Here is a 13,549-nt window from a genome sequence, read left to right on the forward strand (position 1 = left end):
GCCCCCTCCAGCCCCGCCGGCACCAACTGATCCGGCCACCGACCACGATCCGGCCCGATGCCCCCGCACCTGCGTGCGGGGGCATTTTTTTATTTTTTCCGCAACACGGCATCGTAGCCTTTGCAGCATGGGCACAAGCAGTGTAGGAAGGCCATCCATGACGCGGTTTGTATTCATCACCGGCGGCGTGGTGTCCTCCCTCGGCAAAGGCATCGCTTCGGCTGCCCTTGCTGCCCTGCTTCAGGCCCGTGGCTATCGGGTCCGTATGCGCAAGCTTGACCCCTATCTGAATGTCGATCCGGGGACGATGAGTCCCTACCAGCACGGCGAGGTTTTCGTAACCGACGACGGCGCGGAAACGGATCTTGATCTGGGCCATTACGAGCGTTTTACCGGCGTGCATGCCACGCGGGCCGATAACGCCACCACGGGCCAGATCTATTCCGGTGTGATCGCGCGCGAACGGCGTGGCGACTATCTGGGCGCGACCGTGCAGGTCATCCCCCACATTACCGACTCGATCAAGGAAACGATCGTCGCGGATACCGATGACGTGGATTTCGTGCTGGTCGAGATCGGCGGCACGGTGGGCGATATCGAGAGCCTCCCCTTCCTTGAATCCATCCGGCAGTTGCGCAACGACCTGCCTGCCAACCAGACCATGTTCATCCACCTGACCCTGCTGCCATGGATCGCGGCGGCGGGCGAACTCAAGACCAAGCCGACACAGCATTCCGTCAAGGAACTGCAGAACGTGGGCATCCAGCCCCAGATGCTCGTCTGCCGGTCGGACCGGGAAATTCCCGAGACCGAGCGCCGCAAGATCGCCAGCTTCTGCAACGTGCGCCCCGAGGCCGTGATCGCCGCGCACGACGTGGATACGATCTATGCCTGCCCCATCGCCTACCACCGCGAGGGGATGGACACCGAGGTACTGCGCTATTTCGGCCTGCCCACAACGCCCGATCCCGACCTGTCGCGCTGGGAGAAGATTGTCGATGCTGTCCGCCGCCCCGACCGGGAAGTGCTGGTGACGGTGGTGGGCAAGTACACCGCCCTGCTCGACAGCTACAAATCCCTGATCGAGGCACTTCAGCACGGGGGCATCGCCAACCGCGCCCGCGTCCGACTGAACTGGGTCGAGGCCGAGAGCTTTGAAAAATCGGACGACGCCGTGCAGGCGCTGGCCCATAGCGACGCGATCCTCGTGCCCGGCGGTTTTGGCGAACGCGGGTCGGAAGGCAAGATACGCGCCGTGAAGTTCGCGCGTGAGAACAACATTCCCTTCATGGGCATCTGCTTCGGCATGCAGATGGCGGTGATTGAATGTGCGCGCAACCTTGCGGGTATTCCCGATGCCTCCTCGACCGAATTCGGGCCGACGGAACAGCCGCTGGTCGGTCTCATGACCGAATGGGCGCGTGGCAACGAACTGCTGCGCCGCCGCGAAGGTGGCGAGATGGGCGGCACCATGCGTCTTGGCGCCTACCCCGCCAAGCTGGCGCCGGGGTCGCGCGCGGCGGAGGCCTATGGCCGCACCGATATCCGTGAACGCCACCGCCACCGTTACGAGGTCAACGTCCATTACCGTGAGCAGCTTGAAAAGACGGGCCTGCGCTTTTCGGGCATGTCACCGGACGGCATCCTGCCGGAAGTTGTGGAATATCCCGACCATCCGTGGTTCATCGCGGTGCAGTACCATCCTGAACTGCTGTCCAAGCCGTTCGATCCGCACCCGCTGTTCTCCGGCTTCATCGGGGCGGCCGTAACCAAGGCGGCGAAGAAGTAATGGCGGTCCACCGCGCTGTTAACATTGGCCCGCTTACGGTTGGCAACCTTGCCCCGTTCGTGCTGATCGCCGGTCCGTGCCAGATCGAATCCGCCGCCCATGCCATGGAAGTCGCTGATGCGCTGCATGGCATGGCGACCCGGCTTGGCATCGGGCTGATCTATAAAAGCTCGTTCGACAAGGCCAACCGCACCAGCATCAGCGGCGCGCGCGGCGTGGGCATGGCGCAGGGTCTGGATATTCTGGGCCAGGTGCGCCAGCGCTTCGGCGTGCCCGTGCTGACGGACGTGCACCTGCCCGACCAGTGCGCCGCCGTGGCCGAAACGGTGGACGTGCTGCAGATCCCGGCTTTCCTATGCCGCCAGACTGACCTGCTGCTGGCCGCGGGCGAGACGGGGGCTGCCGTCAACATCAAGAAAGGGCAGTTCCTCGCGCCGTGGGACATGACGAATGTCGCGGCCAAGGTCGCCTCCACCGGCAATGAGCGGATCATGCTGTGTGAGCGGGGTACGTCATTTGGCTACAACACGCTGGTCAATGACATGCGCGCCCTGCCCATCATGGCGGGCACGGGTTATCCCGTAATCTATGACGCCACCCATTCCGTGCAGCAGCCGGGGGGCTTGGGTTCGGCATCCGGTGGGCAGCGGATATTCGCGCCCATCCTTGCACGTGCCGCGCTGGCGATCGGGGTTGCCGGCCTGTTTATCGAAACCCATCCCGACCCGGATCAGGCCCCCAGCGACGGGGCGACCATGCTGCCCCTCGCCTGCATGGAAGACCTGCTGCGCAGCCTGCTCCGCTACGACAACCTGACCAAGCAGACCCCGCCAGACGAAATCATCTGACCCGGTCCGCACCGGGCGGGGCGCACATCCTACGGCTGGAGTTCCTCCATGCGCCCAAGGATGTCGCCCCCCGCCCGGGCGAAGGCCTGCGGGTTGAAACGCTGCATGACCAGTTCGCGCGCGGCGCGGCCCATATCGGCCAGACGTTCCGGATGGCGCAGGGCCTTTTCCAGTGCTGCGGCCAGTTCATGCGGGCGGTCGGGATGTATTTTCCAGCCGGTCACCCCTTCCCTGATGGAATGGTTCATCTCACCCACCGCGCTACCCATTACGGGCAGGCCCATGTTCATGGCCTCATGCGCGGCGATACAGAACCCCTCCCCCCGGGATGGCTGGACATACAGGTGGCATGACCGCAGGAACGCCACCGTGTCATTCATATACCCCGCGAAATGAACATTCGTCAGACCATGGAGCTGACAGAACGCCTGCAGCCTTGCGTATTCATGCCCCTCCCCGCCAATCGTGACCTGAAACGGGGGCAGTCCCTTGACCGCCCGGAGCAGGATGAGGGCGCGACAGAGAACATCATACCCCTTGGTTGGGTCGAGACGCCCCAGCGAGCCGATGCGTATGGTCTCGCCCGGTTTCCACGCCGCCGCGGGCTGGATGTCGGAATGGGTGCGGAAAATGGGCCAGCAGGCCAACTGCCCCGGGGACAGGTCCAGCCGCTCACGGGTAAGGTCGGTCACGTAATCGGAATCACCAACCCACAGCCGGGTCAGCTTTTTTGTAAGCTGCAGCAGGGTCAGGTTGGCCGGTTTCAGAAAGGCGTTGTGCTGCCAGCTTACAACGGGAATGCCCTGCCCCGCGCCAACAAGCTGCCCCAGCAGCGTCGCGCGGGTCAGTGATGTCCAGATATGGGTTGGCTGCACGCCGCGCACCCACCTGTCGAGTTCGAACAGGACATGGCGTGAGGATGCATTGCCATCCGCCAGCACAACCCCCTCAATTCCAGCTTTCTGCATCGCCCCCATGGCGCGCCCGTTGCGCCGGATCAGGGCGGCGACATGAACCTCATGCCCATGCTGGCGACAGACTTCCACAATAGCCGGAATAGGTAACGCGGCCCCTCCGCCTTCAAATGTATTGATAACATATGCAATACGCATTCCGGTCTCCACCTGACCTCTCCAGGCCCTCGCGATCATAGCGTCATATTCCGGCCTGTATTCAGGCCGCGTGCGCTTTATCCTGTGACAAAAAATGGACGATCTCCTGCGCCGCGCGACTGGCCGCGCTTTGCGAGGGGACCGTATGGAACGTGGCCTGAAATGCGTCTTTCTGCCGCTGCGCATAGAACTGCTGCTGTTCCTGCGCCACCGCCAGCGCATGCGGCAGGTCACTGACCCGGTCAATCACCTGCCCCATGTTCCAGTGGCTGTAATTGGGATTGCCCTGCCAGTCCGCCCCGTGGGAGTTGAGCAGGATGCAGGGGCGCGGCTGGTATATCCATTCATAGATCTGGCTGCTGGCATCGCCCAGATAGATGTCGGCGGCGCGTGTATAGGACATGTCCACCGAATACTGGCTGCCCGTATCAATGCGGATATGGGGCAGGTTACGCAGCCTGTCGGGTATCATCCGGCGCAGGCGGATCCGGCGATGTTCGACCGATACGTGCATCTTGCGCTGGAACAGCATGACATGCGGGGCGAAGATCAGGTTATAGTCATCCTGCCCGGCAAACCATTCCAGCACGTCCAGCCCCATGTCCCACCATGATGACAGGATGGGATCGAAATGCGGGTTGTACAGCACCGTGGGCCGGTCATTATCAAAAAAGCGCCTGCGTGCCGAAAAATCCACGGTGTCAAATTTCGGGTAGCCGACAATCGCATGCCCCTCCGGCCGGATCAGCCGTTTTGCCAGCATGCGGTCACGGGTCTTTTCCCCGGGCAACAGGACCAGGTCAAAAAACCGCGTCACGTCCCGAAACCCGATGGAACGATCCCCTGCGCCATGGGGGAAATAGATCAGCTTTATATCAAGCCCGAAATGGCTCTTGAGCAGGGCCGAAGTCGTTTCCGGCACCACCAGCGCATCCAGCCCTGCAAACAGGCCCACATTCTGGTGCAGGTTTGCAATCCGCCGGAATGGCAGGACCGAACGGGCCACGACATTGATGGCCGTGGCCAGCCGCCCAATGCCGATATGCACAAAGCGCACCCGGTCCGAACAGGATGTGATGGTTTGGCGCACGTGGGCTTCCTGCTCGGCCGAGGAGGTAATGACCGTCACGTCCTGCCCCAGCGCGACAAGTTCACAGATAATTGGTGCGGTATGTGAAATCTGGTGGATACAGTCGTGATTGAAAAGAAAGCCAATCTTCATACGGGAAACCTCACATCTCGAATTGTAACATGGTTTTTCCGGAAAATAATAGATGTGCGTTTATCGTCCCCCGGGCGGCTCCATCACTATGTTAACAGGCACATTCTGCGGCAATGGTTACCGGGCGATGCCGCAACCCTGTTCTGCAGCTTCCGCTACTTTTATGCCGCCACGCACATATAGGCCAGAGGCTGTCCTGAACCTGACCGCGAGGCGCATGACGCCCCTGCCCATATTGCGGTTTTTTCTTAATTGCATCACGTTGCGAGAGTGAACCATGCACCACAATCGGTGTTCATGACCCGTGCCCGCGCTGGAAAAGGAAAATCCTTATGCTCACGCCTCGCCTTGAACTGCTTGCCGCCCTCGCCCTCAGCCTGCCCCTGTTTACGTCCATAGCGCATGCGGCCGATACCGCAGCGGGCAATCTGCTGGGAAGCGACGGAACCGCACACGGCACCGTTCACGTAACGGATGCTCCCAAAGGCGTCGTGCTGCGTGTCGAGGCGACGGGCCTGACACCCGGCTGGCATGGCATCCATTTCCATGAAAAGGGCGACTGCGCGGCGCCGAAGTTTACCAGCGCGGGTGCCCATGTGCATGCGACATCACCCGTTGTGCATGGCCTGCTCAACACGAATGCGAATGACGCGGGCGACCTGCCCAACATTTTTGTCGCGATGGACGGGACGGCAACAGTGGAATTCTATTCCACGCTGGTTTCCCTGCATGGCAAGGATGGCCGCCCCGCCCTGCTCGATGCCGATGGCTCAGCCCTTGTGATCCACGCCAACCCCGATGACTACCAGAGCCAGCCCATTGGCGGCGCAGGCGACCGCGTGGCCTGTGGTGTGATCCGTTAGGATTTTACAAGAACTGCGACGCGGCTACCATGGGGAGCGCATGTCGCTCCCCTTTTTCTGAGCAGAATCCAAAACTTCTTCCACGAATATTTCCATTTACTGTATATGGCGCAAAACAACTACCATATTACCCGAACCGGATACAGGCCGGAGCGGTTACGATATCGTTGGAACGCTTCGATCCAGCATAATGAATGGAGCGCATACTTCAGTCATAGTTCTTAGACTTAAATTTTTCTGCCGCATCATATTACATGGATACTTCTCTACCGCCTTTAGGCACGATGGACTCCCTACTGCAATAAGAAATAATACCCCGCGAAAATTCGACACAACAATTTGTATATTTTAAATAAATATGGATTACACCTCATCACAACCGATGCATTTTACTTTTATTTTCACTGCCTACCCTACAACCTGCATTCCCGGCCGATCCGATTTAAAAGGTGCAGTAATTTCCGTAATGCCCTTCGGGGAACTTCCCCTTGGAATACAGTATCATTTTGAATAAAAACATCGCAACACATAAACAGGAACGTGCATAAGGCGAGATTTAACGCGAATATAATTAAATTACTATTATTATAAATTTTCTTCACAACACCTGAATTTGCAAATAATATTCCCACACCATCTTCAATAGAAAATTCTATTCTGAAATACGGACCCAAAATACTATAGATATCCTTACGCAGAAAAATCAGTGGGACTATGTAGCCGATCAGGCAGCGCGCCAGATCCAGCGTCAGCCGGATGCGCCGGTCGGACAGGTCGATCCCCGTCTCATTCAGCGCGCCCTCATCCAGCTTCCGCCCCCAGCCCCAGATCTGGCCGGACAGGGTGCGGATCAGGTCTTCGGGCAAGCCCATGACCTTGCCGACATCACGCAGTGCGCCCTTGGCACGATAGCGCGTAACCACGGCCGTAAGGGCTGCGTGGTTGCGGCCATAATGACCATAAATCCACTGGATCACCTGCTCCCGGCGCGCATGCTCGAAATCCACATCGATATCAGGGGGCTCGCGGCGCTCTTCGGAGACGAACCGTTCGAAGAGCAGTGACGTCCATGCCGGATCGATGGCGGTAATGCCCAGCACGTAGCAGACGGCGGAATTGGCCGCCGATCCCCGCCCCTGGCACAGGATACCCTGCGAGCGGGCATGGCGGACGATGCTGTGGACGGTCAGGAAATACGGCGCGTAATCCATGCGCCCGATCAGGGCGAGTTCATGGCTGAGGGTTTTCCTGACCTCGGGCGGAATGCCTTCAGGATAGGCCGCCGTTGCCCCCTCCCAGGTCAGGGCTTCCAGCGCCTGCTGCGGTGACTGGCCCGGGACGGACATCTCGTCGGGATACTGGTAGGCCAGGTCATCAAGGCTGAAGCGGCAGCGGGTCACGATCTCACGGGTCCGGTCGATCGCCTCGGGATAGCGGCTGAACAGTCGCGCCATTTCCGCGGGCGGCTTGAGGTAGCGGTCCGCATGGCGCTCGCGGGCAAAGCCGGCTTCGTCGATGGTGGTGTGGTTGCGGATGCAGGTCACCACATCCTGCAGGATACGCCGGTCATGGGTGTGGAACAGTACGTCATTGGTCACGACCGCTGGCACCCGCGCCTGATGAGCGATGTTCGCCAGCTCATACAGCCGCATCTGGTCATTGGGCCGGCGCCGCAAGGTCAGCGCCATATAGGCCCGGTCGGCAAAGGCGTCCTTCAGCTTGCGCAGATGCAGGATGCAGGCATCATCCGCCGTGTCCGGGAGCAGGATCACAAAGAGCCCTTCGCCCCATGCCACCAGATCTTCCCAGAGCAGATGGCATTTCCCCTTCCCGGCCCGGGCCTTGCCAAGGCTCAGCAGCCGACACAACCGGCCATAGGCGGCCCGGTCCGTCGGGTAGACCAGCACGGGCGCGAAATCGGCTAGATCGAGACGGCAGCCCACGACCAGGCGGATGCCGGTCTCTTTCGCGGCCACATGGGCCTGCACCATGCCTGCCAGCGAATTGCGGTCGCAGATGCCCAGCGCTTTAATGCCAAGGGCCTTTGCCTGCTCGAACAGGTCAATCGGTGAGGATGCGCCGCGCAGGAACGAGAAATACGTCGTCACCTGCAGTTCGGCGTATGGCACGCTCATTCAAAGAGACCGTGCAGGAACCAGCCCTGCGAACCGGTCTCGCCATGTTCGCCATCCCCGGTCCGGTAAACCCAGAATGTCTCGCCGCTGGTATCCTCCACCCGGAAGTAATCGCGCACGGTGGTCAGTTCGGCATCCCCTTTCCACCATTCGCCAAAGACCCGCTCGGGGCCATCAGCGCATCTGATCCGGCGGCGGATGCCACGCCAGATGAAGAAGACCGGCGGATGGTCGGGCAACACCGCCATGGTCTGGATCGGCTCGGGATGGGGCAGCAGGCGCGTGGGGCGCGGCCAGTGATCCGGCCACTCCTTTCCGTCCTCGGGTGCGAGTGCGGGCACGCGGCAGACGGCCCGCTCTGGCACATCGCTTTCCACCGGGGCGAAGCGATACAGGGCCTGCATGCCGACGCGGTTGGCCAGGGTATCGATCAGGTTGGAAACGTCAGCCTCTTCTTCCTCGATCAGGGCGGATATACCCTGGCGGTGCAGGATCGGCTCGGCCAACGACGCCGTCAGCACCATGCGCTCGATCCCAAAGCCCGGATCGATGGTCTCGATCCTGTCACAGAGCAGACGGGTCAGGCGTCTGACGTCCCGCACCGGCATGGCCGTGGCCACGCGGACGGCCTCGGTGCGGCTGTCCACCCGATGCAGCAGCAGGTCGAGGCGGCGCACGCCCTGCTCGCGTTCCTCCAGCCCGGCGCACAGGGGCGGCACGAGTTTGGTGATGTAGCGGGCAATGGTCTCGGCCGCGCTGATCGGTTCGGCAAAGTTCCGGCTGACCTGCACCGGCGCCTGCAGCCGGACCGGGACAATGGCTTCTGCCTGTCGTCCAAAAGCCTGGTCCAGCCTGCGGGCGACATCCGGACCGAAGCGCAGGGCCAGCGGCGGCCGCGGCAGGCTGGCCAGCGGGCCGATGCGTGACACGCCCAGCCCATGGAGACCATCGATGATATCCACCGGCAGGCGCAGGGCTTCGATCGGCAGATCGGCAATCACTGCTGCCATCTCACCCGGCGGCACGAGGGTGATGCGTCCCCGGTCATAGCGCGCCAGCGCATGGGCCGCACCCCATGTATCGGCAATCGCGGCCCGGGCCGTGATCCCGGACTCCTTCAGGCGTGTGACCATGTTTTCTAACATGACGGCCTCGCCCCCATGCAGGTGATCGGCACCGGTCGTATCCAGCACGATGCCGTCCGGCGGACCGGGAGCCACGATGGGGGCGATGCGGTGCTGGAACCACAGGGCCAGCCGCTCCAGCCCTGCCCGGTCACCGTCCGGGTCGGCGTCCATGATGAGCAGATCGGGGTAAAGCGCCTGCGCTTTCGCAACAGGCGTGCCGGGGCGAAGGCCCAACCTGCGGGCGGCGAGATCAACCGACAGGATGACCCGTCGCCGCCCTTCCCGTCTGGCCAGCGCCAGTGGGCGGTCAGGCGCGGGCGCGTCGGTCCCCAGCCGCTTCCTGATCCGGTCTGTCGGCCAGAGCGGCAGGTAGAGCGAGACGACACGGTGCCAGTCTCCCTTTGGCATCACAGGCCTCCACTTCGAAATCGGCGCATTCGCCCGCGCGGGCACGGATGAGTTCCAGCAGCCAGCGGGACCGACCGACGCCGGGCACTGGCAGCGGCACGGATGGCAGGACCGAGACCCGCCACCGCGTGACCGACGCCGTGGGCTGGCCGAAATCGGCCGCATCCGTCTGTCGTCGCCAGCGCCGTATGGCGATGCCCAGTGCGCCGGATGTCTCAGCCGCCAGCTGCAGGCGGCGTGAGGCGGTCATGGACAGGCGGGCCACCTCAGCCACGACCGCGCCCAGACCCTGATGGCGCAGTGCTTCCTCGAAACAGGCCAGGACATCGACATCCGAACTGGCCGCGACGTAAATGGTCCGTCGCGCCGACAGTCCGACCTGCTGCAGTGCCGGGGCGTACAGGTCCTGACGGGTGGCGATCCACAGCACCTTGCCCCGTGTCCGCGCTGCGATCCCGGCGGAAAACAGGCCGGATGCTGCTGCATTCAGGGCGTCATGGCCGCCACCTGCCGCCTCATGCAGCGCGCCCAGCGCCAAGCCGCCATCCGGCAGGCGACCGTCAATCTCAGGCACACCGAAGGGCAGCACGCCCCGCCTGCGCCGGCCCTGGCCTTCAAGGCGGCTGACCTGTGCTCTCAGCGCCTCCAACGCGGGACGGGGTTCGGGTGCAGGCATGGGGTCGGACAGTCCATTCGGATGTTTCTGGCATGGAATTAGTGATTTTGTTCGTTATTTGTTCTAGTACGGTGACGAATGTCAACCCATTCTGGAAAAGCGGCTGTGATCCGGACGCGGCCACAGGCCTGCCGTCCGATCCAGGCGCGATGAAAACTGTCTAGATTACAGGGATTTATCAGGGACAGTCCGGCCGTCCCCTTCCTGCCGGGTGGATACCGCCCGGCAGGATACCCATATCCGGACTCGCGAAAGGACGGCGTGATGTGCAACCTCTATGCGATGACCAGCAGCCAGCAGGCGATCCGGGAGGCGGCCAGGGTCATGACCGACCGCACCGGCAATCTCCGGCCCCCTGCCCGAGATCTGGCCCAACACCATGGCGCCCATCGTGCGGAACGCGGCGGATGGGCGGGAACTGGTCATGGCGCGCTGGGGCATGCCCACGCCGCCGGGCTACCTGAAAGGCCACAGGGTCGATCGGGGTGTGACCAATATCCGCAATCCGACCTCGACCTGGTGGAAACGCTGGGAAAGTGTCGCGCATCGCTGCCTGGTGCTGCTCACGGCCTTTTGCGAACCGGAGCGCCTGCCGGATGGGCCTAACAGGCCCGTCTGGTTTGCCCAGAGTGATGGGGAGTCGCTGGCTTTTTTCGCAGGGGTCTGGTGACAGTGGACGTCAGTACGAAAACTGGCGGATGGTGAGACGACGGATAACCTGTTTGGCTTCCTGACTACCACAGCCAATCGGGAGGTCGGTGCCATTCATCCGAAAGCCATGCCGGTCATCCTGACCCGGCCGGAAGAACTGGATCTGTGGATGAAGGTCCCCCGGACAAAGCACTACAATTGCAGCGCCCCCTACCTGACAACGCCCTAAAGATGGTAAATGCTCCGCGGTAGGCAGTTATTAAATGTCGCCTTTGGGGGGGGTAAACGGAATGTCCAGCTTCAGGCTATAAAGAGAAGAATGCGGTTTGTCTGCTTTGTGGTATCACGACCGAAGAAGCAATCATTCGCGTGAACAAAGTAGAGAATCTAAGAAATTTTCCCCAACGTTTCACTGCGTAAGCAATGTCAAAGGGGTCTATTTTTCAGCCGAGCAATTCTCTCCTTTGAAATTACAACAGGACTATTTTGATGTTCGCTTGTTGCAAGCAGCAGCGGTAGGTCACCGCGTCAAACTGGTTTGGCTCGCGGTAATCTGCCGGCCTTTGCGCGCTTGTCCTGTGCCTTTTTTTTCTGATTCATTTTTTGCCTTCGCACACGAGCATGTTGTACGATTTCGGGCAGCCCAAAACCTGGATCACGCCCAATCAAACATCGCTCCACGATAAAGTCGAAAAAAAACTGGTTTGGCCTTAATGTCTCTTTTACCACCTTACGCGTATTGGCAAGTTGTTGTTTGGAGGGTACATCGTATTTACTTAAATTTTCAACCAAAGATACCATGTTTTCCCGAAATTCTATAAGACCTTTACCTATAAGATTAACAGCGTGGAACTCGACTAACGATGTAAATATCAGTTTTGTAGCGTGGTAGCACTTAAAGTGCTGAGCGAGATGAGCATCAAATGCATCGGCGATGTCTTTTGTGCGGAAGAGTTCTTTATAGAAGCATGGGAAATGATCTTCGAGCACACCGACCAAAACCTCATTTTCCGGTGCTATTGTCAGAAAATATGGCGTTGGTTTGAATAAATCCAAAGATTGAGACAAGGTTAGTCCAAAGCACACGCCAAATACGCAGCAAAGGTTGTTCTGGGTGACTACATTAATTTCGCTAAGAGCATCGGCTAGCTCGTTCCAGCTCATAATATCGCCACTTGGCGCCAGCAGTATGCCATCCTCACGATTTCCATGACAATCGAAATGTAAGATCGGCCGAAATCCGCTTACACATCGTTCAGCGAGTAAGCGAAGAGCATCAAGAAGCTCAGTGCGATTACGGACCACAATCTCGCTAAACGAGAAGGATGTTGCAGTTGCAATTACAGCGGTCTGAATATCTTCGACCATCCGAATGGAGGGGCCAAGTTCATCTTCCGGGAGCGACCTTAGCCACACCACTGCACTGGCTTCAATCGTATAATTGAGTTCAATCCTATTAGGACGTGGAGTATTTGACATGAATCTTAATAACAGAAATCTTACAAAACAAACTTATTTTTCTAGATAATCGCGCCTTTTTATGGCGATCGTCAATCCTGAGTTACCAAAAACTAAGAGCACTAGTCCAAACTCTGTCTATCGCTGTTCTCCGGCAATGTCGGCTTTCGGGCAAAGGTCATAGCAGCTTGAGTGTCTGGCATGTAGGCGTCTGCCGCCCGTCCGCTTCACGTTCCTTGAGCGGACAGGCAGTTCAGGGGGGAGAACGGCAGGTCTGCTTTATCGAATATAAGATTCGAAGCGGACATCTTCGGCAAACTTGGCGCGGTTCAAATGCTGCCCCCGTCATAGCCTTTCCTCGGTAGGCTGACATGGCATCGCCGTTAGGGGTATGCTGGTCTAAGATTATCAGATCATTATAGAAAGTTTTTCAGATGGCGACATTTTTTTATGTAATTGATGAGATAGCCAAAATCGCAGTTCCTGGAGTAATTGCAGGAGCGGCGTTCTCCGTAGCGCACTCACAGCGCGAAATCGCTGCTAACAAGTACTATCTTGACCTGCATAATTTAAGGTTAAAAACAGTAGAAGATATGCAGCGCCTTGTTGAACAAGCAACGGAAAATGATCTGTACGACGTTGAAACACACTCTGCGCTTTGCGACTATATTCAAGGTTGCCGTTATCTTTTTAACTGCGCAGCGTTGAACAATTACTCCAGTACGATACGGCAGTGGCGAGCGCTCAAGAAGTCTGCATCGGCGAAGAAGCGCCAATGTAACACTATTGCTAAAGAGCATCTACAAGGTGTAAATTTGTTAAGTGAACACCCTCCAAATAACCTTACCGAAATTCAAAGGGTTAATTGGCATAAATTTCACAAATTATGGAACGAGTGCATGGAGGCGCAGACCCAAGCTAAAGAGAACGCGAAGAAAGCTTCTAATGAGGTTAAAAGTCTTACTGTCGATTTGAGAAAATCTATAAGGTTACCAACATCTGCATATACCCCTAATTGGTACGATCACTCAATTGCGTGGATGAAAAACTTTTTTAAGAGAAAATAGACTCAAATAATATTTGTATCCTTTATACGGGGTCAAGTGCACCAATCAATAGTGTCTTCTACTAAATATTGGCAACGATATTATCGATAAAATCTTTCGTGAACTGTAACCGGCCGCTTAAGGCCGCCGTTGATCATGCGGCCTTTTTGTGAAGATCAGTCATGGGGTGCCAGTTCCATGGCAACAGTTCGTG

Annotated in this window: 10 protein-coding genes and 1 pseudogene; 5 read left to right on the top strand and 6 right to left on the bottom strand. The window is 58.7% G+C overall.

Features of this window, described 5'->3' with window-relative positions; genetic code table 11:
* Positions 1 to 157: 157 nt before the first annotated feature.
* Positions 158 to 1,789 (top strand): CTP synthase, encoded by a 1,632-nt coding sequence (locus DY926_RS15535; protein WP_116704190.1) that lies wholly within the window; start codon positions 158 to 160, stop codon positions 1,787 to 1,789.
* The gene (kdsA, locus tag DY926_RS15540; RefSeq protein WP_116704191.1) at positions 1,789 to 2,637 is read left to right on the top strand and encodes a 3-deoxy-8-phosphooctulonate synthase; all 849 of its coding nucleotides are present in this window, start codon (positions 1,789 to 1,791) and stop codon (positions 2,635 to 2,637) included. Before DY926_RS15535 ends, kdsA begins: the two co-directional genes overlap by 1 nt.
* Before the next feature lie 29 nt (positions 2,638 to 2,666).
* Here kdsA and DY926_RS15545 read toward each other — a convergent pair whose 3' ends face one another.
* Entirely contained in the window at positions 2,667 to 3,749 is a 1,083-nt protein-coding gene (locus DY926_RS15545) for a glycosyltransferase family 4 protein (protein ID WP_116704192.1), read from the bottom strand.
* 61 nt (positions 3,750 to 3,810) lie between these two features.
* On the bottom strand, positions 3,811 to 4,971 hold the full coding sequence (locus DY926_RS15550) for a hypothetical protein (RefSeq protein WP_116704193.1): 1,161 nt from the start codon (positions 4,969 to 4,971) through the stop codon (positions 3,811 to 3,813).
* 332 nt (positions 4,972 to 5,303) lie between these two features.
* Here DY926_RS15550 and sodC point away from each other — a divergent pair, with 332 nt between their 5' ends.
* A complete protein-coding gene (gene sodC / locus DY926_RS15555; RefSeq protein WP_116704194.1) occupies positions 5,304 to 5,834 on the top strand; it encodes a superoxide dismutase[Cu-Zn] in 531 nt (176 codons plus the stop codon).
* A gap of 413 nt (positions 5,835 to 6,247) precedes the next feature.
* On the opposite strand, the gene DY926_RS15560 is transcribed toward sodC, so the two are convergent.
* From DY926_RS15560 to DY926_RS15570, 3 genes are read right to left on the bottom strand one after another with little or no spacing between them, the layout of a single operon-like run.
* Positions 6,248 to 7,969 (bottom strand): PHP domain-containing protein, encoded by a 1,722-nt coding sequence (locus DY926_RS15560; RefSeq protein WP_241503266.1) that lies wholly within the window; start codon positions 7,967 to 7,969, stop codon positions 6,248 to 6,250.
* The gene (locus DY926_RS15565; protein WP_274541810.1) at positions 7,966 to 9,504 is read right to left on the bottom strand and encodes a Y-family DNA polymerase; all 1,539 of its coding nucleotides are present in this window, start codon (positions 9,502 to 9,504) and stop codon (positions 7,966 to 7,968) included. Before DY926_RS15565 ends, DY926_RS15560 begins: the two co-directional genes overlap by 4 nt.
* The gene (locus DY926_RS15570) at positions 9,404 to 10,180 is read right to left on the bottom strand and encodes an ImuA family protein (protein WP_116704195.1); all 777 of its coding nucleotides are present in this window, start codon (positions 10,178 to 10,180) and stop codon (positions 9,404 to 9,406) included. Before DY926_RS15570 ends, DY926_RS15565 begins: the two co-directional genes overlap by 101 nt.
* A 264-nt stretch (positions 10,181 to 10,444) precedes the next feature.
* On the opposite strand from DY926_RS15570, the pseudogene DY926_RS15575 reads away from it, so the two are divergent.
* Positions 10,445 to 11,083: pseudogene (locus tag DY926_RS15575) on the top strand (SOS response-associated peptidase).
* A gap of 276 nt (positions 11,084 to 11,359) precedes the next feature.
* Here the strand turns inward: DY926_RS15575 and DY926_RS17105 are convergent.
* Positions 11,360 to 12,310: a hypothetical protein gene (locus tag DY926_RS17105; protein WP_148707820.1), complete on the bottom strand. Its 951-nt coding sequence runs from the start codon at positions 12,308 to 12,310 to the stop codon at positions 11,360 to 11,362.
* 413 nt (positions 12,311 to 12,723) lie between these two features.
* Between DY926_RS17105 and DY926_RS17110 the strand changes: the two genes are divergently transcribed.
* Positions 12,724 to 13,356, top strand: a complete 633-nt coding sequence (locus DY926_RS17110; RefSeq protein WP_148707821.1) for a hypothetical protein — start codon at positions 12,724 to 12,726, stop codon at positions 13,354 to 13,356.
* The last annotated feature ends 193 nt before the right edge of the window (positions 13,357 to 13,549 follow it).

The organism is Komagataeibacter melaceti, from assembly GCF_003403295.1.
Classification (GTDB): domain Bacteria; phylum Pseudomonadota; class Alphaproteobacteria; order Acetobacterales; family Acetobacteraceae; genus Komagataeibacter; species Komagataeibacter melaceti.